Raw genomic sequence first — 26930 nt, forward strand, 5'->3', positions numbered from 1 at the left:
CCCCGATCAAAAATCGAAGGAGGTGGTAAGCGTATAGGTGCGTGGTTCGAAGGTTGCCCAAACGAGCTCGCGCCCCGAGGTGCTCACATCCGTCACATACAGGTCCGAGTTGTCGAACAGGTTGCGCACGTTTAGCTGGATACGGTAACGGAGCCTGTCGTAGTTGAAGCTGCCGCTGTAGGAAACCATTCCGTCCACGAAGACTTCGGAGTCGTTGTAGTACGGGTTGCTGATGTCGAGCACGTCGATCTCGTTGCCGCTGGCTTCGTCCACGAACTTGGTGCGCCCGTAGCCGACCACGCCCTTGTCGCGATAGCGAACCGAGCCGCCCACGCGGAAGTTCTTGAAACGGCCGTCCTGGAACTGGTAGCTGGTGCTGTAGTTGACGCGCCACTTGCGCACGTTGGGATTCGGACGCCCGTTGAGCTGCGAAATGCGGCCTTTCACGTCCACCAGGAATTCGCGGTCGAAGTACTCCTTCACGGTTTCGGGATTGCCGGAGTTCTCGTCGCGAGCGACATTCTCCCAGCCGGAGATCGGGGAATCTCCCGCGGAACCGAGCTTGGTCCAATAGGCCACCGGGTCTCCCGTGTCTGGATTGAGCTCGATCTCGCCCGTAGCTGGATCGATACGAGTGAATCCAGCGTCCACGCGAAGCTCGTAGGGCGTCTTGTATCCAAGACTTGGATCCGAGGGATCGCGAAGCTCGAGAATGTCGTTTCTCGGGTCATCGTTGTTCCACCAATCCACTACCGGCATCATGTCGCCATTGGGATCTTCGGCCATCCAGGAAATATCACGCCAAAGCGGAGTACGCTCGTCGCCCCATTTGATATAGCTGGTGGCAATATTATCGAGAACCGACGAAGTCTTGGCAGCGGTCAGGCGCATGTTCCAACCGCGCTTGGGCTGGTAGGACAAGGTGTACTCCGTGCCCTTGGCCGACTTGTCAGCGACCGGCAGAAAGAGGTCGGTCTGACCGAATATATCGAAGCCGTTGGTGGTGTATCCAGCTGGGTCCGTTTCTTCCAGACGTTCTTCCAAGGTGCGGAAAACGCCTCTCACGTCACCGTCTACACTGTCTCCACCCGTCTCCACGTTTTGGGAGTCAGTCTCGTACCAGTTCACTTTGAACTGCAGCTTGTTATTCAAAGTGTCGATACGGAAACCATAGTCTGTCCCCTCGCCCGTGATGGGGGCGTTGCGGCCACCGTAAGCGTCGTAACGGATGGTCCCGGCGCTGTTGTTGCTGCCTTCGTTGTGGAAGAAGCTGAGCCACTCGGCTACGCCCACGGGACGAAATACGGCACCTTTGGTTTCGTTGGAATTGATACCGGACTCGCCGTACTCATCCCAGTCTAGCTCGGTCCACCAAGGGAAGTAGCCACCAGGGATAACGTGGTCCGGCACGAGTCCGTTGTTCCAATCCTCTTCGGTGTAGTTGTCAGCGCGGTCGCCGGCTCCGTAGAGGTCGCGTTCCTTCAGCTCGTCCTCGCGCTTGCCGTAGGTAAGGATCAGGCGATCGTTCCAAAAGTAGCCTTGGTAGGTGAACATCTTGGATTCGACATTGCGATCGAAGCTGAAGAGGCGGTTGGAGCCGATCTCGGGATCGAAGAAGCCGGCCTGCAAGTTGCCCGTTCCACCTGGATCGGGGAAGCTTACGAGCTCTTGCCCGGGAGCCATACCTTCCACCACTTGCAGCTGGTAGTTGTTTTCCGGCAGCAAGTATTGTCTCATGGATACACGACGGTCGCCCGTACGCAGCCAATTGTGGTTCGGGTCGTCCACGCGAGTGGCGCCTCCCGTCAGGAACGAGGGCGTGGTGCCATCGTCGTTCTGCTTCCAGATCTGGAAGGAGTTCGCACGGATCTCCATGGAGTCGCGATCCGCGTACATGGCGCCGACATTGTGCTTGCCGAGGAAGCCAACCAGCTTGTCGCTGAGCCGTTGGTTGTCCTTGAAATCGTAGGAGTAGGAGGCCATCACGCGGAATTCCTTTTCCGACTTCGGAGTTTCCCAAGCCCATCCTTCGTCCTGCATGAAGAGCTGTCCAGCCATCGGATTCGGGCTGCCGTCCGGCAAGAACTTCTGAGTGTCGATGAAGACGCCGTAATTGAAGGAACGGTTGTATCCGTACTGGCGGCCGTTGTAGTTCTCGTCGTTGTAACCCACTTCGATGAAGAGATTCTCCAGCGGGTTGAACTCGGCAAAGGCCGTAAGGATCTCCGCTTCCCGAGAACGGCGCATGGTGTCGCCCCAAGGATTCACCGTGGCAAAAGGGAGCCCAAAATCGTCCAAGGTCTCCGGACTGAAGGAAACGCGTCGATCGTCCAAGGACGCGAAGAAATCGTCGTCGTAAAGCGGCGAACTGGTGATGCCATTGACGGAAACGTATTCGATATAGTCAAAGGCCTCGTCGCTGCGGGAACCGAAGGAATTGTTCCATTTGGTGATTCCGACCGTATCCACGTCTACCCTACCATCTGGCGTAATGAGAATCGCTTCACGGCCGCTGGCTCCGTTTTGGTTACGAGGGCGGGCGCCGTCGACCGGATCGTACAAGACGCCGCCTCCGTCGTAGAGCCAGGGGGAGATGTTGTCCTGGAACATGCGATATTGCGTGGGCGACTCGATTTCGTCTATATCCTCGAAATGGATACGGAAGTTCATCTTGTCGTTCACTCGATAGGTAAGGGCTCCGTACAGACGCTGCTGGTCGTCGTAGTTTCCGTCCATGAAGCTGTTGGTCTGGTTGTTCAGAATCGCAACGCGCAGGGCGAGATGATCTTGGATCAGCACCTTGTTGAAGTCCGCGTACCACTCGAAGGAGCCATGCTTGTCGAGCTTCACCGTCAGGCTTCCTGAATCTTCGTTGGTATGGGCCCGGGCTAAAGTGCTGTTGATCGTACCCCCCGCCTGTCCCAAGCCGAAGAGGATGGAGTTCGGACCACTGGAGATCGCTAGGCTCTCCATGTTGTAGTTGTGGGTGCGGAGCTGCGTCTCGAAGTAGTTGCGACCGCGCGTCGCGCCCGTCGTACGGGAATTGCCCAGGCCGCGAGCCGTGGCGGTCGGACCGTCGCGCTCGAAACGAGCCCGAGAGCCGTCTCCATAATCTGGATTCTCGGCTTCGCCTTCGATGTTCAGCGAATAGATAAAGGCTTCGTCCGGAGAGGAGGCGCCTATATCGTCCAAGAACTGGTTGGAAAAGACGTCGATCTGAGCGCCGAGGTCTTTCACGTCCGTTCGGATGCGGGTGCCAGCTGTTGTCGACTTCGAGAGGTAGCCGTCCTGGTCGTCCGCGCTGACCGAGAAGGGCGAAAGCTCGAAGATCGGCTCTTCCTCCTCCTGGGCGCTCAGGGAAGCGAGAGGGACGAGCAGCGCCAAGGGCGCGAGTTTGAAACAAGGCCAGGCGCTTCGAGACAGCATGGCCCTGCGACATAGGGGGGTGTCGTTCATATTTTTCGGGGGTCGGGGGTTAAGCAAGCGCGACGAGTCGGGGGCTCTCGTCAGCGAACCTTACAATAATGAAAGTGTGCCTCACTTGAGTTTGATTAACGAAACTAAATTAAGCTATTATTTCATGTTTAATCGACATCGAAGCTCCGTTAATCGTAACATTGAAGAAAAATCCCCCGTCTCCATGTCAGATTCGCCTAGCATGAAATCCATCGCCGCCCTCGCTGGCGTTTCTGTCATGACGGTCAGCCGGGCCCTGCGCAAGCACCCGGAGGTCAAAGCGGCCACTCGAGAGCGGATCCAAAAAATCGCGACGGAGCTGGGCTACCGGAAGAATCCCTTCATCTCAGCGCTGATGGAGCACCGCCGCAGCGGCAAGCCCATCGACATTCCGCCCGTCATCGCCCACGTGCACTGCTTCCCCCATGGCACGGTCGTTCGCCGCAATCTGATCAACATCAGAGAGGGCATCCTGCGACAAGCCCAGCAGCAGGGCTTCACGGTCGACGAATTTTTCCTCAACGAGCCCGGCATGACGCCCCACAGGCTGGTCGACATCTTGCGCAGCCGCAACATTCGCGGGGCCATCTTCGAGCACTTCTTCGATCACGACGTCACCCTCGACATCGACCTCTCGGGAATCGCCGCCGTCGCCCTCGCCCACACCTTGAAGCGCCCTGCCCTCAACCGCGTCGTGATCGGCGAGTACCTTTCCGTGGAAATCGCGGTCGCCGAACTGCGCAGCCGCGGCTATCGGCGGATCGGACTCGCCATCTACGGGAGGCAGGACGAGGATGCCCGCATTCGCCGCGAGTCCGCTTGGCTTCTCTATCAAACGAGCCTGCCCGACGACGAAAAAATTCCCCTCCTCAAGTCAGGCCGCTACAATCTGGAGGAGTACTTTCCCAGTTGGTACGAGAGCCACCGCCCAGAAGTTATCCTCTCCACCTACGGGCGCGTCCCCAAGCTTTTGGAAGGCATAAAAGAAGGCCTGAGCAAGAAAGTCGGCTACGTGCGGCTCGGTTGGAACGACGAGGACCGCGCTCACGGCATCGCCGGCATCGACCCCGATTGGCGGCAAGTCGGCGTATCCGCTGCCAACAACGTGATCGAGCAAATCTACCGCGGCGAGTTCGGCGTTCCCGAAAAGCCCATCGTCACTATGATCGAAGGGAGATGGGTGGACGGGAAAACCGTGCGTCCCGCTCTTCCGCATTGCCAATAGGGGCCCGGGTCTTCTAACTCGTGGCCCTGTGCCCAAGGTATCCTTCACCGCGAATCTGCGCCGCCACGTCGATTGCCCCGAGCAAGTCGTGACCGCCTCCACCGTTGCCGAAGCACTGGAAATCGTCTTCGCAGACCACCCCCGGCTCAAGACCTACGTGCTCGACGAGCAAGGCACCCTCCACCGCCACATGGCCATCCTCGTTAACGGCCAAGCCATCCGGGAACGCCAGCACTTCGCCCTGCCCGTAGCTGAGGATGACGAGATATTTATCATGCAAGCCCTATCCGGAGGATAATCCAACCATGCAGCAAAACCTACTCGTAAGCACCCGCAAAGGCCTTTTCACCTTCGACCAATCCGCACCCAACGAATGGACCGTGCGAAATACCGCCTTCCTCGGCGATGCCGTAACCCTCGCCATGGTCGATCCCCGCAGCGGACACAGCTTCGCCGCCCTCAACCACGGGCACTTCGGCGTAAAGCTCCATCGCAAAACCAAAGGCTTGGACGAGTGGAGCGAGATCACCTCCCCTGCGTATCCAGATTTTCCTGACGGACGCGAGCCGGACCGCTGCCCCATGCGCGACATCGAAATTCCCTGGAAGCTCGAACTGATTTGGGCGCTGGCGCCCGGAGGCGACGACCAACCCGGCCGCATCTGGTGCGGCACCCTGCCCGGAGGCCTCTTCAAGTCCGACGACCACGGCGACAGCTGGACCTTCATTCGCTCGCTCTGGGACGTCCCCGAACGCGCCCGCTGGATGGGCGGCGGATACGACTATCCCGGCATCCACTCCGTCTGCGTCGATCCGCGAGACTCGAACCACGTCACCGTCGCCATCTCCTGCGGAGGCATCTGGGAAACGTACGACGACGGCGACACTTGGTCACAGATCGGCCAAGGCCTCCGCAACGACTACCTGCCTCCCGACCAAGCCTTCGACCCGGTCGCCCAAGACCCCCATATCATGGTGCAATGCCCAAGCTCGCCCGACCACCTCTGGGTGCAGCACCACAACGGAATCTTCAAGTCTACCGACGGCGGAAAAACGTTCTCCGAAATCAAAGAAGCCGGACCTAGCGTCTTCGGCTTCGCCTCCGCCGTTCATCCCCAAAAACCGGATACAGCATGGTTCGTTCCGGCTATAAAAGACGAGCAACGCATTCCGGTAGACGGCAAGCTCGTCGTCACCCGCACCCGAGACGGCGGTGCAAGCTTCGAAACGCTCAAGGAAGGCCTTCCCCAAGCGCACGCCTACGACCTCGTGTACCGACACGCCTTGGCCATCGACAGCAGCGGATACCAACTCGCCCTCGGCAGCACCACCGGCAACCTATGGACCACGAAAAACCAAGGCGACTCCTGGACCCTGGCGTCCAGTACCCTTCCTCCCATCGCCAGCGTCTGCTTCTTCTAGATCATTTGTGGGAGCGACCTTGGTCGCGATCGTTTCGCTCATTCCTCCGCCTTCGGCCGCGCTGACTCGATCGCATTCAGACGTCGGGACACATACTCCACGTGCTGGCGAAGGTGATACAGCTCGTCCGAGTAGGAAAGCGGAACCTCCACCGAAGCGAGCTCGTCCTCCAGCTTTTCCAAGCGCTCCCGTTCCGCGTCCAAATCTTCCTGTATGGTGCCGCCCACGATCTTCTGGTCGGTCTCCCGCAAAAACTTGTACCACTTATAAATCCGATAGCGTATCCGCCACCTGTATACCGGACCGGCCAACTTCGCCATGGGGATCAAGATCACCAGCAGCGGAATGACCAAGATAACGAGCCGGTCCACCAGCGAAGCCGCCCAAAAAGGCATGAAGCGCAATAAGAACGGCGGCCCGTATTCAAAATAATGATCCGCCTCCTTGGTCAAAGGATAGCCCACGTTTTCGCCGGAGGGAAATTCGTCCCGCTGTTCCAATACGCCTCCCTCTGAAACGACGCGACGCATGGCCTCCAGAACGATGGGGGTGAGCGAGGGATGAAAGCTATCGTTCACTACCAAGGTCGCCACCGCAGCCAAAACCACCCGGTCTTCAGGCGGCAGGTTCTCCTTCAAGTCCAACAAACCCTCGGTGATCGCTACGCTGGAAAGCGAACGGTAGCGGGCTCGATAGGCCTCGTGCCTCCGCATGCTGAGAAAGTCGAAGCCCTCAATGCCGATCAAACGACGAATCATGTCGCTCTCCGCCGAAACCATGAAGAAGCCGGCGTCGATTTCACCCGACTCGAGAAGCGACGCCGCGGCCTCTCCTCCCACCTCTACCAGCTCCGCTTTTCCATCCCCCGATAGCAGGCCGTTCTCGTTCAGCAAAAATTCGGCGACCGCCTTGGTGCCGCTCCCCCGCTCGCCCACCGCAACCCTGCGATTTCGCAAATCCGACACGAATTCCACTTCCAAGGACTTGCGGTAGATCAACCAAATCGGTTCGTAGTACAAACTGGTCAAGCCATGCAACTGAGCCTCACCTGCCTCGAAAATCTCCTCCATGCCGCTTTGCACGAAGGCGATAGACACCGGGCGATCCGCCGCGGTGAGCAGCTCCAAGTTTTCTTGGGAGCCCGCCGTCTTGACGATGTTCAGCTCCACCCCTTCTTGCCGCAGCTCCTCCTTCAGGCGCTGGGCCAGCTCGTAGTAACGACCCGTTTCGCTCCCGCTCGCGATCGAGATCCGCTTCGGCGGGGCAGGATCCACAAACTGGAACAGGACAAACACCAGCACCGCCACCGCCGCGAAAACCCAAAGGTTCGCCTTGAGAAAAGTCTTTGAGAGAGTCACCCTCGGAAGCTGACAGATCCCCCTTTCCTGAGGAAGTCAAAACAAGCCCCCAAAACTGTATCCACAATTCGGAGTGCCTCGCTCTCTTTACCGCCGCTGCTGGTGGCGCTCACGGCGTTCTTGCAAGCGAGCCTGCTGCTCTTCGTCGAGTAGCGGACCCAACTGTTTCGCCATGGCTTCCATGCGGCGGCCGATCTCTTCCTTGTTGGCCTTGATGGAGGCAGAAACCTCGCTGGCCACCACCGTTACCACCTCCCGCACCGCTTGCTCCTGCTCGGGACTCGTCGGCTCGATGGTGCGGATATAGCTCTCAACAAACCCTTCCGGAGTGGAGAGGCGATGCATGCGCTTGACCCGCTTGTCGAAGAAGCGGGCGTGCACCAAGGCGCCGAGCAGCATCCCCACAAGCAGGGTCGTGCTGAGAATCAAAAGGGAACGTGACCGTGGCTTCATAGTTGGCTGACGATAGCGGTTTCAATCGTTTCGGAAGGCAACCCGAAGAGCGCTTCCCAGAGGTCACCCGACAGCGCGTCGAACTGCCACACGTTGAGCGCTCCCAATACCAATACCGCCGCCACGGCTCCTCCCATGAAAACGGGGAACAGCTTTCCGAGGCCAGCCTCGACCATCTGCGACTCCCGGTCTCGGTCCAGCTCAGAGAAGAGGCGTTCCCGCGCTTCCACCTCCGCGACCGGCGGCTCCATTTGAGCCCAGGCGTTCATCGCGCGAAAGGCTTGCAAGCGCTTCGCGAGCTTCGGGTTCTTCTCAATCTCAGCCTCCAGCTCGGCCCGCTCCCGCTCGCTAAGGTCAGGGGCAGCCAAGCGTTCGAATTGTTTCCAGGCTTGTTCGTCGTTCATTGGGATCGCGATAGTTGGTTTAGATCTTTCAGCAGCGGGGCCAGTTTGTCGAGCGCTCGAGACAAGCGAGACATCACCGTACCCTGAGGAATCCCCAGCACCCGGGCGCATTCCTCGGTCGAATATTCGTTTAAAAACCTCAGCACCACCACGCTGCGAAACTCGGGCTTGAGCTGCTGCACGGCGGCTCGGATTTGGCGGGCCCGTTCCTCGTCTTCCAATTGTCCGATGCGGGCCTCCTCGCTCCCCTCCGCCACCCCATGCTCCGGATCGTCGCTGCTCAGGAACCGCCGATACCAACGCTGGCGCTGCCGCAGTAGTTTCAAGGCTTGGTTCATGACGATGCGGGTAAGGTAGGTCCCCAGAGCGGAACGCCCCTCGAACTTCTCCAGGTTCCGATAAAAGCGCAGCAGCCCATCCTGCACCACCGCTTCCGCGTCCATGCCCGGCCCCAGCATCCCCGTCGCAGTGGCAAGCAAACGCCCATGATAACGTTCCACGACGCTGCGAAAAGCCCGCTCATCGCCCCGTCGGCAACGCGCGAGCAGGTCTTCGTCGCTTGGCAAAAGCGATTCGCTTTCAGACATGAGGCATTCGCATCTTCGTACTTCAATCTGTCCTTAGACCCCGCCTGCGCCAATCGCATTCCCAGATTTCCAAAAATTCCGATCTGCCGCACCCAGGTGGCGCGGCTTCTCCGAAGACGCAATTCGCCGTGGAGCACAAACGCGCGGTCGCCTTGTGCACAAGCCGCCCCCCGATAGCTGGATAAAAATACATTTCCAAAACTTTTTGGGAATGGAGCGCCCCAGAGCCGGTATCCAAGCAAGCAGACAAAGATGCGTCACCTCACACTTCCGAAATTGAAAAAGCCATCCCGCCCACGATTCGCAGCCTGCGCCGTCACCGCCTTGATGGCCCTGGCCAGCGCCGTCGCCGACGAGACCAGCCCACTAGCCCTCACGCTGCCGCAAGCTATCACCATCGCTCTCGACAGCAACATCGCCCTGCAGCGCTCAGGACTCGCCGTGGAGACCCGCAACGCCGGCGTCGAGCAGGCTCAAGCCGACTACTCCCCCGACCTCAACCTGCGCCTTTCCGAAAACGTCGGCCTCAGTTCAAGCACCGAAGGCGGCATCTTCGAGGGCGAAGGACGTTGGAGCGACTCGGCTTCCGCTTCCCTCAGCTCCTCGCTATCGCTCTACGACGGCGGAACCCGCAAGGCCTCCCTCGAACTCGCCAAAGCGGAACTGGAAGCAGCCTCCCTTGACTTCGATCGCGATCGCCAAGCACTCCTTTTCAACACCGTTTCCCAATACTTCCAGTCCGTGCTGCGCAGCAAGGAGATCGCCATCCAGGAAGAGGAGCTCGCCACCCGCATCGAGGAACTGGAGCGTATCCAGATCGACGTCGAGAACGGCATCCGCACCCAGTCCGAATACCTGCGCCAGCAAGCCCAAGTCTCCAACAGCGAACGCCTGTTGGCCCAAGCTCGCAACACCTACGCCAACAGCCTCTACGCCCTCAAGAACACCCTGCGCATTCCCGCCCCCCAAGCCATCGTCTGCGAAGATCCCTACCAAGGTATCGAGAATCCAGATACTCTGGCCGAGCCAAACCTCTCCACCTCGCTCGCTGCCCTGCAAACCAGAGCCGACCTGTCCGCCCAACGCGCCCGCCTCTACTCCGCGGAACAAGACCTGGAGATCGCTCGCTCCGGCAAGCGCCCGAGCGTCTCCGCCTCCGCCTCCCTCGGCACCGGCTACTCCAGCAACGCCGCCGGATCCTTTTCCGACCAAGCCTTGCGCGACAAGCCGCGAGCCAGCGCCGGCATCTCCGTGAGCATTCCCATCTTCGACAAGCGTCGCACCGAGCTTGCCACCGTACGGTCCCGCATCGCCCTCCAGCAAGAGGAGCTCTTCTTGGACAGCCTGCGGCTGGCCGCCGAAACCGCCCTCTACCAAGCCGAGCAAAACTATCAGACCGCCAAGCTGCAGCTGGCCGCCTCCCAAAACCAATTGGCCGCCACCGAGTCCGCTCTCGAAGCCGAACTCTCCCGCTACGAAGCCGGAGCCGCCACCCTGCTGGAAGTGAACAGCCTGCGCTCCTCCCGTCTCGACGCCGCCGTAGCGGTAGAAGAAGCCCGCTTCGCCCTCTTCACCAGCCGTCTCGGGATTTCCTACGAGGACGGCACTATCGAAACTTTCCTGCGCGACACCCTGCAACTTGCCAACTAATCACTTTCGCTACTCACATCCATGAAACGATTTGTCACCATCATCCTGATACTCGCCCTTGGCGGCGGAGCCTATTACTACTTCAACAAGAAGTCCGCAGCGGACAAGGACAGCCAAGAACCCAAATACCAGTTCGCCAAGATCGAGCGCCGCACCATTCAAAATCTGGTATCGGCCACCGGCACCCTCGCCGCTCGAGACGTAGTTGAAATCTCTACACAGGTTTCCGGAATCCTCGACGAGGTCCGAGCCGACTTCAACGACGAGGTCCAAGCCAACCAGCTCATCGCCGTGATCGACCCTTCCGTGCTCGACGCCCAGGTTTCCATCGCCAAAGCCGACCTGATGCGCACCCAGGCCCAGCTCCTCCAGGCCAAAAACAACTACGAGCGCTTCAAGCCCGTGCACGAAAAAGGCTTCCTCTCCGACAACGATTTCCAGCCCTATCAGATCGCCCTGCAAACCGCCGAAGCGAATCTGCTCAGCTCCCAAGCCAACCTCTCGCGGGCCGAGAAAAACCGCGGATACGCCGAAATCCGGTCCCCCATCTCCGGCATCGTCATCGACCGTACCGTCGAACCCGGCCAAACAGTGGCCGCCAGCCTCAGCGCACCTAAGCTCTTCACCATTGCCGCCGACTTGTCCGACATGGAAATCCTCGCCCAAGTCGACGAAAGCGACATCGGGCAAATCAAGGTCGGCCAGCCGGTCCGATTCACCGTGGCCGCTTACATCGACCGTACCTTCGACGGCGTCGTCGAGGAGATCCGCCTCCTTCCTTCCGTGGTGCAGAACGTGGTCAACTACACCGTGGTGGTCGGCGCTCCTAACAAGCGGGGACAGCTGATGCCCGGCATGACCGCCAGCTTGGACTTCGTGGTGGCCGAGGTGGACAACGTGCTTTCCGTACCCACTGCAGCCCTGAGCCTACGGGCCAACGACGAGATGCGAGCCGTACAGGAAGCGCGCCGCGCCCAAATGATGGAACGCCGCGCCCAAGGCGGTTTCGGCGGCGGACAAGGCGGCGGAGGCGAACGCGCGGAACGCCCCAACCGCGAAGGCGGAGGCTTTGGTGGCGGAGCAGGCGGCCCTGGAGGCGAAGGCGGGCAACGTCGTCGCAACATGCAGATGCTCTGGTATTTCCAAGACGGCGAGCTGACCATGTTGCCCGTGCGGGCCGGCGTGACGGACGGCGCCTTCACCGAAGTGCTCACGCTGCGCGACCAAGAGATTCCCGAAGACCTGGAATTCATCTCACGCGTCAACAATCCTTCGAACGCTCCCTCTTCTTCCTCCAGCAACGAACGTCCCACCGGACTCCGTCGCCTTGGATTCTAGCACAGCTGAGAAAATGCAACCGGTCATCCAAACTTCCAAGCTGCGCAAAACCTACCACCTAGCGGAACCCGTACACGCCCTGCGCAGCGTCGACATCACCATCGAGCCGGGCGAGTTCGTATCCATCATGGGCGCTTCCGGCTCCGGCAAGTCGACTCTCATGAATATCATAGGCTGCCTCGATCGACCCACCGAAGGCACCTACAAGCTGGACGGGATCGAGGTCAGCGGCATGGGACGCGACCAGCGGGCCGACATCCGCAACCAAAAGATCGGCTTCGTCTTCCAGGGCTTCAACCTGCTCGCCCGCACCACCGCCGTGGCCAACGTGGAGCTTCCTCTCGTCTACCACCGCGGCAAAGCCTTTCGCAATAGCACTGAGCGTGCCCGCAAGTGTCTCGAACGGGTCGGCCTTGCCGAACGCATGGACCACCACCCGTCCCAACTTTCCGGAGGCCAACAGCAGCGCGTCGCCATCGCCCGAGCCCTCGTAAACGAACCTACCCTCATCCTCGCCGACGAGCCGACAGGAAATTTGGATACACGCACCTCCCTCGACATTATGGGTCTCTTCCAAGAGCTCAACGAAGAGGGCGCCACCATCCTTATCGTCACCCACGAGCCCGAAATTGCCACCTACACCAAACGCTGCATCGAAATGCGAGACGGGCTAGTCGTGGCCGACAACCAAGTCGAAAAGCGCCGCAACGCCAAGACCGACCTCGCCAACTTCACCTCCGTCACCGGCATCTAATCCGTATCCATAAATAAAGCACAGATGAAAATTTGGAAACTCTTAGAAGCCGCCCGCCAGAGCCTGCTAAAAAACAAGACCCGCAGCGCTTTGACCATGTTCGGCATTATCATCGGCGTCGCAGCAGTCATCGTCATGATGGCCATGGGCACCGGTGCCCAGAAGAACATCGAAGAACGTATTTCTTCAATGGGTACAAACCTGCTCATGATCCGCAACGGCACAAACTCCCGAGGCGGCGTCAGTCGCGGCGCCGGATCCTCCCGCAGCCTCACCATGGAAGATGCCGACGCGATTCGCCGTGAAGCCACCCTCATCGAAGCCGTGTCGCCCACCGTATCCGTCAGCGGTCAGGTCATCGGCGGAGGAAAGAACTGGTACACCCAAGCCCAAGGCGTGCACATGGACTACTTGTTCAACCGCAGTTGGGATCTGACAGAAGGCTCCATGTTCACCGACGCCGAACTGCGCTCCCGAGCCAAAGTCGCCGTGCTCGGCTCCACCGTGGCGGAGAACCTCTTTCCCGACCAAAGCCCTATCGGCCAAAGTATCCGCATCCGCAACGTGCCCTTCAAAGTCATCGGGCAACTGGAAAAGAAAGGGCAAAATTCCTTCGGCCGCGACCAGGACGACCTCATCCTCATTCCCGTCACCACCGCTCTCTTCCGCCTCGTCGGCGATCGCCAATGGGTGAGCGATATCTACGCAAGCGCCCGCAACATCGAGGACACCGAAGCTGCGTCCCAACAGATCACCGAGATCCTCCGCCGCAACCACAAGCTGGTGGACGGACAGGAGGACGACTTCAACATCCGTACCCAAACGGAACTTACAGAAATGTTCACCTCCACCACCGCCGCCCTCACCCAGCTGCTCATGTGGATCGCCTTCGTCTCCCTCATCGTGGGCGGGGTGGGCGTCATGAACATAATGCTGGTCTCGGTGACCGAACGCACCCGCGAAATCGGGGTACGCGTTTCGGTTGGAGCCCGCGGATCGGATATCCTCTATCAATTCCTCATCGAGGCCATCGCCCTCAGTCTTACCGGAGGCATCGTGGGCGTATTGCTCTCATGGGGAGTCGCCTATTTCATGGAAAGCCAACAAGGCATGACCATGATAATCGAAACCTGGGTAGTAGCCGCCGCCCTCGGCGTATCTGTATCCATAGGATTGATATTCGGACTTTTCCCCGCCTACAAAGCCGCCCAGCTCGATCCCATTGACGCCCTCCGGCACGAGTAAAAATCATGGCGCACTTTCCTTTTGAACAGTAGCGCTTTCGCTCAACCATCTTTTGCGGGAAGCGGCCTTGTGCCGCGATTGGTCAGGATCGATCGTGCCACAAGGGCACTTCCCACCGAAGAATCACTATCCCCGCAATAGGGTGATGAACCTTTTTTTGATACATCACCTCACGCATTGAATACCCATCGGCCTGATGGTGGAACGACTTCTCCGTACCGAGGAGCGGATGCGACGACACATCTACGAGCGAAGCGAGAAAAACAGGCGTCTAAGTCCCGTGGATCAGTCTAAAACAGTCGTCTTCGGAGAAGCCGGCCCACCTTAGAGCGCATCTACATGATATCGTATCAAGTGGCATCCACTGCATTTGATGATGAACCTTTTTTGGGGCCTAGATCCCAGGGCAAACCTAACCAACCTTGTATTCAGGTTCCACATACCCAGGATATTTCCCTAGGTGGGTGACGATGGCAAAACGCCCTAAAACCGGCGTTATTTAGGTTAGTCAACGATGTGACTTGCGAACGATTTGTTCGGAGAACGACCTCGAATATATTTTGAGGACCTAATCCTGATGTTACCCCAGCCAGCCTCCGCTACTACCCCCAAATAGAGTCGTAAGGGCGCCGCCCCCAGCCGTCGTTTGTCCTGCCCTACCTCCGTCTCCCCAGTCTCTTTGTACCCAAATATAACGAAGTATAACCATGCCACTATCACACTGCAAATACCCCGCGCAATCGCGCTCTGCGAGGCAACTTGTCGCCTCTACGCCAGCTCTGGCGCTGCTGTTCCTTCCGCTGTTCTCTGAAGCCCAAGAATTGGGCGGCAGCGACGAGGAAGTCTTCGAGCTATCGCCCTTCGAGGTCGTTGCCGAGGCAACAGGCTACTTCCAATCGAACTCGATGTCGGGCACCCGCTTGAACTCGAAAGTCGAGGACTTGGCTCAATCGATCACGGTGATGACCACCGAGCAAATGCAAGACTTCGCCATGGTCGACATCAACGACGTGTTCGACCACATGGCCGGCACCGAAGGCACAAGCTCCTACTCGCTCTTCGAGACGGACCGTACCGGGGCCGTCGTCGACCAAGTCAGCCTCGACCCCAACAACGCCAACCGCGTCCGCGGCATCGGCAACGCCAACATCGCCTTCAACAATATCGGCATGACCGGCTACGTGCCCGTGGATCCGCTATGGCTGGACTCCCTCGAGCTCAGCCGCGGGCCCAACGCCAACATTTTCGGCTTGGGCAACGCCGCCGGCACCGTCAACCAAGTGCCCGCTACCGCTAACCTGAACCACGAATTCACCAAGGTCGACCTGCGAGTGGACAGCTACGACGGTCACCGCGCCTCGATCGACGTGAACCGCATGCTCTCCGACGAGCTCGCCGTTCGCTTCAGCGTGGCCAAGCAGCACACCGGCTTCGTCCGCAAGCCTTCCGGCGAGGACGCCCGCCGCCTCAGCCTGCAGGTCAAGGCCCGTCCCTGGGAAAACACCACCCTGGCCGCTTCCTGGTACAAGTACGACAACGAGTCGGTACGGCCCAACTACACCACCCCTCGCGACTACTACTCCAGCTGGGTCGCGGACGGAAAGCCCATGTGGAACACCGTCACCGGCCTCGTCACCATGGGCAACGGAGACGTATACGGTCGAGGCAACGTGCTCGGCTCCACCACTCCCTATACCAGCCGCCCCTCCTATTTCGACGGGGAAGAGAGCCGCTCGCCCTTCAAGATCTCTCCCAACCTCGATCCCTATTGGACCATGGGACGGCTCACCCGCGCAGATCGGCCCTTCTACAATACCGACCCATACGCAGCGGCCACTACCGGCGTCGGCATGCTGAGGACAAAGTCCACCCTCCAGTACAGCGCCAGCCAGCAGCCGCTCTACAACTCATTGGTTCCGCCCGTCTCGGACAAGTCGATTTACGACTGGGAAGAAGTTAACTTGATGGGTAACAGCAAGGCCTGGGACGACACCAACATCTATATGGCCCAGATCGACCAGCTCTTCCTCAACTCCACCAAGCACACCCTCGCGTTCCAAGGCACCTTCATGAGGGAGGACGTGGTCCGCAACGAGAACCAGCCCATGGGCCGCGCCAGCGTCAACAGCAACGTTGGCCAAATCCAGGTCGACGTGAACCAGGTAAACCTGGACGGCAGCCCAAATCCCTACGCCGGACTTCCCTACCTCAGAGCCGAGGCCCCCTACCGCCGCGACTACACCAAGCTCTGGGACACCACCCGAGCCCAAGGCGTCTATCGCGTCAACTTCGCCGACGACGACGGCTGGACCAAGTGGCTCGGCACCCAGCAAGTCTTGGGCTACTACGAGTACAAGGATCGCCAAAACCGCATCTACACCTACCGCAACTCCCCGCTGAACCAGAATGTGGATTGGATCAAGAAGTACTACGACCTCAACATTCCGTTGGCCAACCGTACCACTTCTAACGTAGACCCAATCTACGGAGACGCTCCGAGCAACTACCATATGCTCAACGAGTTCTACTACGTGGGAGACACTCCCGGCGGCGGCATCGAATACGCTCCCTCCTACTTTCCCACCGGAGTCAGCGCCGCCTATGTTTGGGGCCACGATCCCAACAACTTGCGCTACGACGTTTCCTCCATCGGCTTCACGCCGAGCCCCGACGGCACCGCAGGGCAACACAATGTACAAAACGTCATCAAGACCGACGGATTCGTGCTCCAGAGCACCCTCTTCGACGGCAAGCTGGTGGGAACTTTCGGCAAACGTAGCGATACCGTCTACGACCGCAACGCCCCCTTCGCGACCCTGACCCCCGACCTGCTCGAGTACGACTTCGCCCTGACCAACCGTTGGAACGAAGGCTGGCGCGAGGCCAGCGGCAAGAGCGAAAACCTCTCCATCGTAGCTCGCCCCTTCCGCGACCTCGACTTCCTCAAGTCCAAGGTCGACGGCGGCAGCGGCATCAGCAAGCTCTTCGCCGAAGCCCTCAGCGGCCTCAGCCTCACCTACAACGAGGCGGATAACTTCATCGCCCAAGGCCCCGCCTGGGACCTCGACCTCAACCCCTTGCCCAACCAAACCGGCACTACCACCGACAAGGGCTTTTGGATGAGCATGATGGAAGGCCGCCTCTCGCTCCGCTACGTGCACTACGAAACCAAGCAAAGCGACCTCCGCCAAGGCGACATCAGCACCATGGCCCAGCGCATCATGCGCATGGACGGATTCGTCTCCAACGACAGCCAAGCCCTCAACCGCTTGGTCAGAAACCTGCAAGGACGCGAAGGCGGCGACACCGCTGGCGACGATCCCGCCGTCATGGCCCCCATCATGGGACTGGATGTAGATTACTACACTCGCTTGCAACAAATCGCCGACGACAACACTTACGCCGCCGTCAACGATATGGTTTCCCGCGGCGACGAGTTGGAGATCAACTTCAACCCCAACAAGTTCTGGACCGTCAGCGCCTCCGTCACCAAGAACGAGGCCATCAACACCGCCGCAGGTCAAACCGTCGACGACTACATCGCCAACCGCATGCCTGTCTGGACGAGCTTCGAGGATCCCCGCTTCTACCACGACACCGTCACCATCGACGGCGTCGAGCAGCTCCGCACCTTCTGGAAACCCGTCGACCGCCTCTTGACCACCGACGTGGACGAAAGCGCCGTGGACCCAATCATGCTCGAAGGCGACTACTCCCACATCCCCGAAGGTCCGGGCGGCAACCTGCTCTGGTGGTACATCGCTGGCGACGAGTTCAACGACGGCCTCGGTCCCTACCACAACGACCAAACTCCGGAAGCTCGCTTCATCTCGAACGTAGATTCCCCGCTGTCGGTATTCCGCGCCCTCGTCGGTCGCCCCCGCCCCCAAATCCGCAAGTACTCGGCCAAGTTCAACACGAAGTACAACCTCGCCGGCATCAGCGAAGGCAGCTTCCTGAAGCATACCAGCGTCGGCGCCTCGGTTCGCTGGATCGACAAGGCTAACATCGGCTTCTACGGCATGGGATACGATCCCAACAAGGACCTCACCCTGCCGGAAAACAAGATCACCACGCTCGACACGAACCGTCCGATCTACTCCCCAGCCGAAACCTTCGTCGACCTCTTCGTGACCTACAAGACCAAGCTATTCGACGACAAGGTAGCCGCCACCTTCCAGCTCAACGTCAAGAACGCGTTCGAAAACGGCGGCGGCCTGCAAGCCACCCAAGCCTACCTCGACGGAACCGTGGCCACCTACCGCATCATCGATCCGCGCCAATTCATTTTGTCCGCATCATTCGACATGTAAGGACCAAAAAATCATAGGTAACCAAGCCGTCGCCCGAGAGGGTGACGGCTTTTTCGCCCAGAAACGCGACGGCTATACGCAATCGAAGCAGGCGCGGCCCGGACCGTTGACTTACCGCTAGACGAGTCCTATAAATTCGGCCAAAGCGAGTCCTGCTCCTGCGCGACATCCGCGCCCAGTACTCCCAGATCCAACCAGCCTTCGTACAAAAGTGGAACACAAAGTGACTCTGAACGATATCGCGGAGCAAGCAGGCGTGCATCGATCCACCGTATCGCTCGCCTTGCGCAACCACCCGCGCATTTCCAAACCCGTCCGCGACCGTATCCAAAAATTGGCGTCAGACTTGGACTATCGCGTCAATCCGCTGGTCGCAGCCCTCATGCAGGAGCGCCGTACCGGGAGACCCGCCTTCGACAGTACCATCGCCTTCGTAACCAACTACCCTGAGCGCTTCGGTTGGCGGCCCACCCACCACTCCCGGCCCGACTTCTATCCGGGCGCCGTCGAGCGAGCCAAGCAGCTCGGCTACAACCTAGAACACTTCTGGCTCGCCGAGCCCGGCATGACCGCGCAGCGCTTCTGCGATATCCTCGCAACCCGAAGCATCCACGGACTTATCATCGGACGCCTCCCCCCTGGCCAATGCGAGCTGCAGCTGCCATTGGGCAACTTTTCCTGCGTCGCCCTCGGCATGACGCTACGCAACCCTGTCCTCCACCACGTCACCGAAAACCACTTCCAGACCGTTTGGAGAAGCATGCGCCAATGCGTGGAACGCGGCTACAAACGGATCGGCTTCGTCTTCTCCGGCGACAACGACAGCCCACGCGTGGGCGACCGCTGGATATCAGCTTTTCTCGGCTACCAAGCCTCCTTGCCCGAGGCGGACCGCGTCCCCTTCTGTCACCAGATTCCACCTACAGAAAGAGAGTTCGCGGAATGGTTCGAAACGAATCGCCCCGATGCAATCCTAGCCACCCACTCCGAGGTCGTGCTCGATTGGCTCTCCCACCTGAAAGTCAAGGTTCCCGACGAAGTCGGCATCGTGGCCTTGGAGGCGGAACTCAAGACGAAGTGCGCTGGCATCTACTACGAGCCGAAGAAAATTGGCGAACTCGCCGTCGAAATGCTGGTAGGCCTCATGCACCGCAACGAACGCGGAGTGCCCAGCGACCAACACGAGATCCTCCTTTCCGGCGAGTGGCACGAAGGCTGGAGCCTGCCCGACCGCAAGAAGCGATAGTCCTACGTCACTTTACCATCATTCCTGCTTCGGACCAAAGCGGTAGAAGCGGAGGGATTGCACAGCCTCGAGGGGAACCGCGACCTGCCCCTGAGTGCCCGAATCCTGCTCAAAAATCCAAGCCTCCGCGTCGCTGCTGGAAAAAAGCGACGCATCGTTCAACAGGTTTTCCCAATCGATAACGAGAGCAGCCTCGGTCCGACGCATCTCCACACGCGGATTGGGGTAAAGGTGCGAAACCAATCCGTTTAGATAGATTTCCAAGGCCGTGTATCCAGTTTTCGTATCCACAGTATTTCGATCGCTCGAGTCTGCAGGGTCGAGGTCGTGCGCCAGTTCCCATTCATCAGGCATGCCATCGCCATCGGTGTCCAGCGGAGCCTCGTCGGAGGAGAGGACAGGATAGCCTCCGACTTCCTCTTGAGAGTCGACAATGCCATTGTCGCCATAGGTCGTTGCCCCGGATCTGACCTCCTCAACAATTCGCGTATCCACGCTGTCCCTACTAGGGAACGAAGCCCCACCCCAGTTCAGAACTGCGTCGAAGGCAGCATGGGCATCTTGAGAAGTCAGCGGAGCCATGAGAAATGGTTTTCCAGCTCGGGCCGCAGCTTCTTGGCCCGAAGGGATGTTGTCGACACCGAGCCAATTGTCTTCGATCGCAGCCTCCTCACCCCAGACATAGTTACCACCCACGAAGAAGCGACTCACCTTACCGTCGAGCGGCGTAACCTCGATGATGCGGTCGCGCTTGCTGCCAGAGGTAGCCGGCCCTGATTTATAAAAGTTGTTCACGATATTGTAATTCGCCTGAAAGCCGCTCGCATTGGGCTCGCCGCCATAGCAGCTGTTGCCACCCCAGTTGTAGACCACGTTGTCGCGATGGTCCACTTGGCGATCCCAAGTTGCCGGGTCGTCATAACGCGCACCATTGAAGCGGGGGGTGCGACTCGTATGGTGGGCTAGCAGATTGTGATGGAACGTGACGTTGGTTCCGCCCCAGATTCCTCCGTATCCATGCGCTCCCTTCGAGTGGAAGGAGTTGCGCAAGCTCTCCGTCACCATACACCACTGCATAGTGAAATTCGTATTGTTGTAGGCGGTTGCGCACTCGTCGATAGACCAAGAGGAGGTGCAGTGATCGATGATGACGTTGTCCGTATACCGACACTCGAATGCATCTGACTCGAAGCTTTGCAGGCCGTTTTCTCGAGGGTAGAGATCGCCAAGCCGTACGCGTATGAAGCGAATCACTACGTTGTCGGCATTCACCTGCAAACCACGCTTGGCAATGCAGATCCCATCGCCCGGGGCGCTTTGCCCTGCGATCGTCAAATCGCCATTGTTCACCTTGAGGTCTGACTCCAGGTAGATCGTGCCTGACACCCGAAAAACGACAGTGCGGGGACCTTTAGCCTCCACCGCCTCGCGCAGGCTTCCAGGCCCGGAGTCGCCAAGGTGCGTCACTTCGTAAACGGTTCCTCCGCGCCCACCGCTGGCAAATCGACCGTATCCCTCCGCGTGAGGAAACGCCAACGGCTCAGCGCCGAGTGAAGCTGCAAACGCGATCGCCGCGAGAATCGAGAAGACAACGCTGAAACGCTTCAAGCGCATCCTAGCGAGTGGGGTCGCGATGCGCGGCGCTGAGTGAAAGCAAACGAGCGCCAGCAGCAAGAGCTCGCAAATCGAAAAACATCCTTAATTTCATGGGGCAAGAGGGATTTGCTCGTAGCCAAACGCTCGCTTGCGTCGGCCGTCGACTGAGTATTCCAACAAGCAAGCAGAAGCCCTCGTCCCGCACCATATTACATTTAGTCAACATGTTGCGCAGGGGGCGAATTGATACTCGATCAGCGTCACCTAATCTCCGCTCTCTCGTCGAGATCCGCGCTCGGCGACACCCGCCCAACCCCAAAGTCTGATTACCCTCCAGACTACCTTTTCAATGGTCTTCCTATGCCCGAAACGAACACTCCAAAAACTCTAAACAAACCCGACGGAAACCTCCGCTGGGTCATTTGCAGCCTCCTTTTCTTTTCGGTTGCGATCAACTACCTCGATCGGCTCACCATCAGCGTGCTCAAGACGCCGCTCAGCGAGCAGTTCGGCTGGTCGAATAGTGACTATGGATACATCACAGGCGCCTTCTCCTTCGCCTACGCGTTCGGCTACCTCTTCGGCGGGCGACTCAGCGACCGCTGGGGCGTCAAGAAAGCGCTTCCCTATTTCGTGGGAGCTTGGAGTCTGTTCGCTGGGCTGCACGGCCTCTGCGCCTTCCTGGACCTCGATGAAACCATCACCGCCATCGCCCCGGAGATTCGCACCGCCTTCCCCTACCTCGTAATTTCATTCGTCACGGTGCCCATGACGGCCGCCGGCTTCATCTACGGCCGCATCGCCCTCGGCCTTTGCCAAGGCGGCAACTTTCCCGCAGCCATCAAAACCGTCGCCGAATGGTTCCCCGTCCGGGAGCGAGCGACCGCAACTGGCTGGTTCAACGCTGGCTCCAACGTCGGCGCCGTCGCCTGCCCCTTCATCGTCAGCTACCTGTACGCCGCAGTGGGATTTCAGCTTACCTTCTACATCACGGGCGCCGTAGGCCTCGTTTGGGTCATCGCTTGGAAAGCGCTCTACCGACCCCCTGAAGAGCATCCCAAGCTTTCGCCAAGCGAGCTCGCCTACATCCGCGACGGCCAGCCGGAGTCCGAGGAGAAACCTCCCCAAGTTCCCTGGATCAGCCTGCTCGGCTACCGAGCCGCTTGGGCCTACCTCATCGCCAGCATTCTCGCCGGCCCCGCCTGGGGCTTCTATCAGTTCTTCGTGCCGGACTTCCTGCAGCAGGTATTTTCCCTCGACCAAGGAGACACCGCAAAAGCCACGGCAAGTTTCTTCCTTGTCGCCACCGCTGGAGGCGTATTGGGCGGCTGGTTCGCAGGCAAACTCCTAGCTAAGGGCTGGTCCCTCAACAAGGCCCGCAAAACCGCCCTCCTGGTCTGCGCCCTCTGTGTCGTACCCATCTACTTCGCCCCCTTCGTTCCCTCGGTCTGGATGGCCATCGCCATCGTCGGCATCGCCGGTTCCGCCCACCAAGGCTGGTCCGCCAACCTCTTCAGCGTTGTCGGCGATACCATGCCACGCGAAGCGATCAGCTCCGTCGTCGGCATGGGAGGCTTCGCCGCCTACATGACCGGCGGCTTCGTCAACATCATCACCGGAGCCATTCTCGACAAGACCGGCAGCTACATATCCGTTTTCGCCTACTTCTCCGGCATGTACATCCTCTCGCTCATCGCGATCCAAATCCTCGTCCCGGTCATCGGACGCAAGAGCAAGGCTACCAACTAATATGGCCGCCATGCAACGCCACCTCCTCGCTCCAGCGCTCGCCATCGCTTTCGCCTGCTCCTCGGTCGCCAGCGAATTCATAGCAGATATCGAATACGGAGTAGCCGATGGTGAAAGCCTCCGCCTCGACGTTTCCGTCCCGGACGGCGAAGGTCCTTTCCCCGTCGCTTTTCTCGTCCATGGCGGAGGCTGGGGAAGCGGAGACAAGAGCGGTGCGGAAAAGCCAAACAGCGGCGCTGACATCTCCCCTTGGTTCCAACCCCTCACCGACGCGAATTTCGTTTGGGTATCCATAAACTACCGACTGGCGCCCCAGTACCGTTGGCCTGCATGCAAGGACGACACCTTGACCGCACTCGCTTGGGTCAACGAAAACATTGCCGCTTACAAGGGCGCCCCTGATCGCGTGGCCGTTTTCGGACACTCAGCGGGAGGCCAGCTCGCCATGTTCACCGCCCACGCGAACGAAGACATCCGTCCCGAGGTCATCGTGGGGTGCGCCGCAGTCACCAGTCTTGTGCAGGATCTCGAAATTCGCGGCGGACTAAGCATCTCCCTGCAAAACCTGTTCGACCGCCCAAAAGAGGTGACCCCAGTATCACTTGCGCTCCTCGAGGCGAACTCCCCCATCAATCTGCTAAAAGCAGGAGGTCCCGATTATTTGCTGATTCACGGGGACGCAGACCGCACCGTTCCCATCGAGCAGTCTATCGACTTTCAAAATCGTCTCCACGAGCTGAATACGAGATGCGACCTGCTCATCTTACCCGGAGCCGGCCACCGCCTCACCGAATGGTCGAACCACGACCCTCATTGGCAGGAAAAGATGGTCTCTTGGGTAAGGGACAGCCTCAACAAGGCTGCCGCCGAACAATAAGCAACCGCGGCCCGGATCTCCTTCCAGATGCTCAATCCCAGTACTCCTTCCCTTCCCCAACTAGAAAACGAGAGAACGGCTCGCTATCGCAATCCCATCCTCTTCGCCGACTACTCAGATCCAGATGCGATCCGAGTAGGCAACGAATTTTGGATGACATCTTCCAGCTTTTGCAATGTACCCGGATTGCCAATACTTCACTCGAAAGACTTGATTAACTGGGAGCTGGTCAACCATGCCCTACCTCATTTAGTGCCAGAACACCACTACAGCGAGCACCGAGCCGGTTGCGGCGTCTGGGCGCCTGCCATCCGCTTTCACAATGGAACATTTTGGATCTTCTATCCCGACCCCGACTTCGGCATATACGTCACCTACACCGACGACCCGCGTGGCCAGTGGAGCGCCCCTTACCTCATCAAAGCGGGGGAAGGCTTGATCGACCCCTGCCCCCTCTGGGATGGAGACAAAGCCTACTTGATTCACGGTTGGGCTAAGAGCCGTTCCGGTATCTGTAACATACTTACGCTTCACGAAATGTCTCTCGATGCCACCCGCCTCCTTGACGACGGCCAAGTAGTCATCGACGGAGATCGCGACACCGAGTGGAACACGATAGAGGGCCCCAAGCTTTACAAGCGGGATGGTTGGTATTGGATCTTCGCCCCAGCCGATGGCGTCGCAACGGGCTGTCAAACCGTGTTTCGATCCAAAAACATATTCGGTCCCTACGAAGGTCGCAAGGTCCTGGAGCAAGGCTCCACCCCAATCAACGGCCCACACCAAGGGGCCTGGGTCGATACGCCCGAAGGCGAACATTGGTTTCTCCACTTTCAAGAAAATCAACCCTACGGTCGCGTCGTGCATCTGCAACCGATGCAGTGGCGGGAAGATGGGTGGCCCGTCATGGGGCTAGATCCACAAAACACGGGAATCGGCGAACCCGTAATAGATCATGAAGCTCCAAACTTGTCACAAGATTCCAACTACCGCGTTCCCCAGTCCGACGCTTTCTCTAAACCTGAGCTCGGACGGCAATGGCAGTGGCAAGCGAACGCCTGCTCAGATTGGTCAACCATCGATCCCGAACGAGGGACCCTTCGCCTAAACTGCATGCCTCGCAGTCCTAAAGAGTCGTTCTGGAAAACGGGACCTCTGCTTTTGCAAAAAGTGACAGGTCCTCAGATCGATTGCGCGGTCGATTTACAGTTCTGCCCACAAAGCGAGGGAGACGTCGCGGGCTTCATCGTTTTTGGCTACAACTATTTCTGGATCGGACTCGAATCGACGGGTACTCAAGTGAAGCTCGTGATGAAGCAGTGTCTCGACGCGAACAAAAAAGGCATCGAAACCGTACTCTCCGAATCGCAGTACCCTAGTTCACAATTGCGCCTCCACTTCGAAATGCTGCCGGGAAATGCCTGCCAGTTCAGCTACCTCCTTAATGACGGCTCAGTCCAACCATTTGGTCCAGAGTTCCAAGCGAAGCAAAGCAAATGGGTTGGTGCAAAATTCGGTCTCTTTGCCTCCTGTACTTCAGATGATCCATCAAATGGATACGCCACTTTTAAAAATCTAATCGTAAAATAACGTCCCATGAAAGCGACACTTCGAATCACCACGTTCGCATCTGTTCTATTCGCTGGCTTCCTCAGCGAAGCGTTTGCCACACCTCAATTCACCTCTGACGGACGGCTTTGGGGCGGCGACGAGATTCAGCCCGTCAATGCTCCTTTTGGCATGCCGCAACTTGCTCGCCCCAGTTTCAAGGCCGACGTTTTCAATATCCTCGACTTCGCGGCGGTCGAGGGGGGAAAAGTCAAGAACACCGAAGCTTTCGCAAACGCTATCGCCGCTTGCGCGGATAACGGCGGCGGTCGCGTGCTGGTTCCCGCAGGCAAATGGTTCACAGGCCCCATCCACCTCAAGAGCAATGTCGAACTCCACCTCGCCGAAGGATCCGAAGTCATCTTCAGCGATACCTTGGAAGACTACCTGCCTGTCGTACGCGTTCGGGCCGGCAGTATCGAAATCTACAATTACTCCCCTCTCATCTACGCTAGAGATTGCGAAAACATCGGAATCACCGGTCCAGGCAGGCTCAACGGAAATGCCGAAAAATGGTGGGACTGGAAACACAAGGAAACCCGCGACTATTTCACCGCAGAAAAGCGAGGCATCCCCGTCGAGGAACGGATTTACGGAAAACCCGAGGACGCCATCCGCCCCAGCTTCGTGCAGCTGTTCAACTGCCGCAACATTCTGCTGGAAGGCTTCACCATCGGAAGCGGACCCAACTGGACCATTCACCCAGTGTTTTGCGAAAACATAATAATCCGCCGCGTGCACGTTCTCACAGACGGCCCCAACAACGACGGCATCGACCCCGACTCTTCTCGCAACCTCCTAGTGGAGCACTGCGTTTTCGATACCGGCGACGATTGCATGGTATTGAAATCCGGATACAACGAAGACGGGTGGCGAGCGGCAGCCCCGACCGAGAATGTGGTCATGCGCTGGTGCACCTCCAAACGCGGCCACGGCGGACTCGTGATCGGGAGCGAAATGTCGGGCGACGTACGCAACGTTTATATGTACGAATGCGAATTCGAAGGCACGGACCGTGCCCTGCGCATCAAATCCCGTCGCGGCCGAGGCGGTATCGTGGAAAACGTTTGGGCCGAGAACCTTGTCGTCAAAGACATGCAACGCGAAGTAGTCATACTCAACATGGACTACGGAGCAGACAAAAACGCTCTCACCAACCAACGCGCCCCCCTCTTCCGCAATATCCACGTTAGCGACGTCTACGGCGAAGGAGCTCCCATGGCCATCCGCATCGTCGGTCTCCCCGATTCGCTTATCGAAAACGTCACCTTCGAAAACATCCGAGTCAAATCCACCGAAGGCGTCTATTGCCAAAACGCGACTGGACTCAGTTTTAAGAATATCGACGTGTCTCCCGAAGAGGGCCCCGTCTTCACCTTCGACAACGTAAACGATGTCGACATCACCGCGGCAAGTTCCGCCAGCGGAGCCTCCACCTTCGTAAAGGTGCTCGGGAAAAACTCCCATGGTATCGTAATCAAGAAGAGCAATCTCAGCACATTAAAGTCTGTGACCGAGTTGGGAGACGAGGTCGCTGCAGAGGCCGTCACTATAAAATAGGAATAGGATCAAAGCAGAGCCCTTGCATGTTCTTGGACAAAAAAAGCGGAACCTAAATGGTTCCGCTTTTGCAAAAAGGTTGGGTTGTAC

At 58.7% G+C, this 26930-nt stretch carries 19 protein-coding genes; 13 read left to right on the plus strand and 6 right to left on the minus strand.

The genetic code is table 11. The features are described from left to right. Positions 1 to 6: 6 nt before the first annotated feature. Complete coding sequence (locus IEN85_RS15540; RefSeq protein ID WP_191618018.1) at positions 7 to 3456, minus strand: hypothetical protein; 3450 nt, start codon at positions 3454 to 3456, stop codon at positions 7 to 9. A gap of 184 nt (positions 3457 to 3640) precedes the next feature. Here IEN85_RS15540 and IEN85_RS15545 point away from each other — a divergent pair, with 184 nt between their 5' ends. The 3 genes from IEN85_RS15545 to IEN85_RS15555 are packed head-to-tail and all read left to right on the plus strand — an operon-like array spanning position 3641 to position 6102. After that, on the plus strand, positions 3641 to 4681 hold the full coding sequence (locus tag IEN85_RS15545) for a LacI family DNA-binding transcriptional regulator (RefSeq protein WP_191618019.1): 1041 nt from the start codon (positions 3641 to 3643) through the stop codon (positions 4679 to 4681). Positions 4682 to 4709: 28 nt separating this feature from the next. Continuing rightward, positions 4710 to 4979, plus strand: a complete 270-nt coding sequence (locus IEN85_RS15550) for a MoaD/ThiS family protein (protein ID WP_191618020.1) — start codon at positions 4710 to 4712, stop codon at positions 4977 to 4979. A gap of 7 nt (positions 4980 to 4986) precedes the next feature. Next, positions 4987 to 6102 carry a WD40/YVTN/BNR-like repeat-containing protein gene (locus IEN85_RS15555; protein WP_191618021.1) on the plus strand — a complete coding sequence of 372 codons (1116 nt, stop codon included), beginning with the start codon at positions 4987 to 4989 and terminating at the stop codon, positions 6100 to 6102. Positions 6103 to 6140: 38 nt separating this feature from the next. Here IEN85_RS15555 and IEN85_RS15560 read toward each other — a convergent pair whose 3' ends face one another. From IEN85_RS15560 to IEN85_RS15575, 4 genes are all read right to left on the minus strand, one after another. Then, positions 6141 to 7460 (minus strand): TAXI family TRAP transporter solute-binding subunit, encoded by a 1320-nt coding sequence (locus tag IEN85_RS15560; protein WP_191618022.1) that lies wholly within the window; start codon positions 7458 to 7460, stop codon positions 6141 to 6143. A gap of 87 nt (positions 7461 to 7547) precedes the next feature. Next, on the minus strand, positions 7548 to 7913 hold the full coding sequence (locus IEN85_RS15565; protein WP_191618023.1) for a hypothetical protein: 366 nt from the start codon (positions 7911 to 7913) through the stop codon (positions 7548 to 7550). Further along, complete coding sequence (locus IEN85_RS15570) at positions 7910 to 8317, minus strand: hypothetical protein (RefSeq protein WP_191618024.1); 408 nt, start codon at positions 8315 to 8317, stop codon at positions 7910 to 7912. The genes IEN85_RS15565 and IEN85_RS15570 overlap by 4 nt, the downstream gene beginning before the upstream one ends. Beyond that, a complete protein-coding gene (locus IEN85_RS15575; protein ID WP_191618025.1) occupies positions 8314 to 8904 on the minus strand; it encodes an RNA polymerase sigma factor in 591 nt (196 codons plus the stop codon). The genes IEN85_RS15570 and IEN85_RS15575 overlap by 4 nt, the downstream gene beginning before the upstream one ends. Before the next feature lie 276 nt (positions 8905 to 9180). On the opposite strand from IEN85_RS15575, the gene IEN85_RS15580 reads away from it, so the two are divergent. The 6 genes from IEN85_RS15580 to IEN85_RS15605 all read left to right on the plus strand — a co-directional run bounded on the left by IEN85_RS15580 (position 9181) and on the right by IEN85_RS15605 (position 19450). Further along, positions 9181 to 10554 (plus strand): TolC family protein, encoded by a 1374-nt coding sequence (locus tag IEN85_RS15580; RefSeq protein WP_191618026.1) that lies wholly within the window; start codon positions 9181 to 9183, stop codon positions 10552 to 10554. A 21-nt stretch (positions 10555 to 10575) separates the two neighbouring features. Beyond that, complete coding sequence (locus IEN85_RS15585; protein ID WP_191618027.1) at positions 10576 to 11892, plus strand: efflux RND transporter periplasmic adaptor subunit; 1317 nt, start codon at positions 10576 to 10578, stop codon at positions 11890 to 11892. 13 nt (positions 11893 to 11905) lie between these two features. Beyond that, the gene (locus IEN85_RS15590; RefSeq protein WP_191618028.1) at positions 11906 to 12646 is read left to right on the plus strand and encodes an ABC transporter ATP-binding protein; all 741 of its coding nucleotides are present in this window, start codon (positions 11906 to 11908) and stop codon (positions 12644 to 12646) included. Between the two features lie 24 nt (positions 12647 to 12670). Further along, on the plus strand, positions 12671 to 13891 hold the full coding sequence (locus IEN85_RS15595) for an ABC transporter permease (protein ID WP_191618029.1): 1221 nt from the start codon (positions 12671 to 12673) through the stop codon (positions 13889 to 13891). Between the two features lie 707 nt (positions 13892 to 14598). Next, positions 14599 to 18204 carry a TonB-dependent receptor plug domain-containing protein gene (locus IEN85_RS15600; RefSeq protein WP_191618030.1) on the plus strand — a complete coding sequence of 1202 codons (3606 nt, stop codon included), beginning with the start codon at positions 14599 to 14601 and terminating at the stop codon, positions 18202 to 18204. A 211-nt stretch (positions 18205 to 18415) separates the two neighbouring features. Further along, complete coding sequence (locus tag IEN85_RS15605) at positions 18416 to 19450, plus strand: LacI family DNA-binding transcriptional regulator (protein ID WP_191618031.1); 1035 nt, start codon at positions 18416 to 18418, stop codon at positions 19448 to 19450. An 18-nt stretch (positions 19451 to 19468) separates the two neighbouring features. Here IEN85_RS15605 and IEN85_RS15610 read toward each other — a convergent pair whose 3' ends face one another. Then, entirely contained in the window at positions 19469 to 21064 is a 1596-nt protein-coding gene (locus IEN85_RS15610; protein ID WP_191618032.1) for a pectate lyase, read from the minus strand. A gap of 342 nt (positions 21065 to 21406) precedes the next feature. On the opposite strand from IEN85_RS15610, the gene IEN85_RS15615 reads away from it, so the two are divergent. From IEN85_RS15615 to IEN85_RS15630, 4 genes are read left to right on the plus strand one after another with little or no spacing between them, the layout of a single operon-like run. Further along, positions 21407 to 22795: an MFS transporter gene (locus IEN85_RS15615; RefSeq protein ID WP_191618033.1), complete on the plus strand. Its 1389-nt coding sequence runs from the start codon at positions 21407 to 21409 to the stop codon at positions 22793 to 22795. A 10-nt stretch (positions 22796 to 22805) separates the two neighbouring features. After that, on the plus strand, positions 22806 to 23672 hold the full coding sequence (locus tag IEN85_RS15620) for an alpha/beta hydrolase (protein WP_191618034.1): 867 nt from the start codon (positions 22806 to 22808) through the stop codon (positions 23670 to 23672). Between the two features lie 27 nt (positions 23673 to 23699). Further along, positions 23700 to 25262 carry a glycoside hydrolase family 43 protein gene (locus IEN85_RS15625; protein WP_191618035.1) on the plus strand — a complete coding sequence of 521 codons (1563 nt, stop codon included), beginning with the start codon at positions 23700 to 23702 and terminating at the stop codon, positions 25260 to 25262. A gap of 6 nt (positions 25263 to 25268) precedes the next feature. Further along, positions 25269 to 26840: a glycoside hydrolase family 28 protein gene (locus IEN85_RS15630; RefSeq protein ID WP_191618036.1), complete on the plus strand. Its 1572-nt coding sequence runs from the start codon at positions 25269 to 25271 to the stop codon at positions 26838 to 26840. Positions 26841 to 26930 lie beyond the last annotated feature (90 nt).

The organism is Pelagicoccus enzymogenes (genome assembly GCF_014803405.1).
Classification (GTDB): Bacteria; Verrucomicrobiota; Verrucomicrobiia; order Opitutales; family Opitutaceae; genus Pelagicoccus; species Pelagicoccus enzymogenes.

Coding starts and splice junctions, on each gene's coding strand:
- IEN85_RS15585 (WP_191618027.1), top strand. CDS start 10,576: ATGAAACGATTTGTCACCATCATCCTGATACTCGCCCTTGGCGGCGGA.
- IEN85_RS15620 (WP_191618034.1), top strand. CDS start 22,806: ATGCAACGCCACCTCCTCGCTCCAGCGCTCGCCATCGCTTTCGCCTGC.
- IEN85_RS15615 (WP_191618033.1), top strand. CDS start 21,407: ATGCCCGAAACGAACACTCCAAAAACTCTAAACAAACCCGACGGAAAC.
- IEN85_RS15625 (WP_191618035.1), top strand. CDS start 23,700: ATGCTCAATCCCAGTACTCCTTCCCTTCCCCAACTAGAAAACGAGAGA.
- IEN85_RS15595 (WP_191618029.1), top strand. CDS start 12,671: ATGAAAATTTGGAAACTCTTAGAAGCCGCCCGCCAGAGCCTGCTAAAA.
- IEN85_RS15570 (WP_191618024.1), bottom strand. CDS start 8,317: ATGAACGACGAACAAGCCTGGAAACAATTCGAACGCTTGGCTGCCCCT.
- IEN85_RS15540 (WP_191618018.1), bottom strand. CDS start 3,456: ATGAACGACACCCCCCTATGTCGCAGGGCCATGCTGTCTCGAAGCGCC.
- IEN85_RS15590 (WP_191618028.1), top strand. CDS start 11,906: ATGCAACCGGTCATCCAAACTTCCAAGCTGCGCAAAACCTACCACCTA.
- IEN85_RS15565 (WP_191618023.1), bottom strand. CDS start 7,913: ATGAAGCCACGGTCACGTTCCCTTTTGATTCTCAGCACGACCCTGCTT.
- IEN85_RS15575 (WP_191618025.1), bottom strand. CDS start 8,904: ATGTCTGAAAGCGAATCGCTTTTGCCAAGCGACGAAGACCTGCTCGCG.
- IEN85_RS15545 (WP_191618019.1), top strand. CDS start 3,641: ATGTCAGATTCGCCTAGCATGAAATCCATCGCCGCCCTCGCTGGCGTT.
- IEN85_RS15600 (WP_191618030.1), top strand. CDS start 14,599: ATGCCACTATCACACTGCAAATACCCCGCGCAATCGCGCTCTGCGAGG.
- IEN85_RS15630 (WP_191618036.1), top strand. CDS start 25,269: ATGAAAGCGACACTTCGAATCACCACGTTCGCATCTGTTCTATTCGCT.
- IEN85_RS15555 (WP_191618021.1), top strand. CDS start 4,987: ATGCAGCAAAACCTACTCGTAAGCACCCGCAAAGGCCTTTTCACCTTC.
- IEN85_RS15610 (WP_191618032.1), bottom strand. CDS start 21,064: ATGCGCTTGAAGCGTTTCAGCGTTGTCTTCTCGATTCTCGCGGCGATC.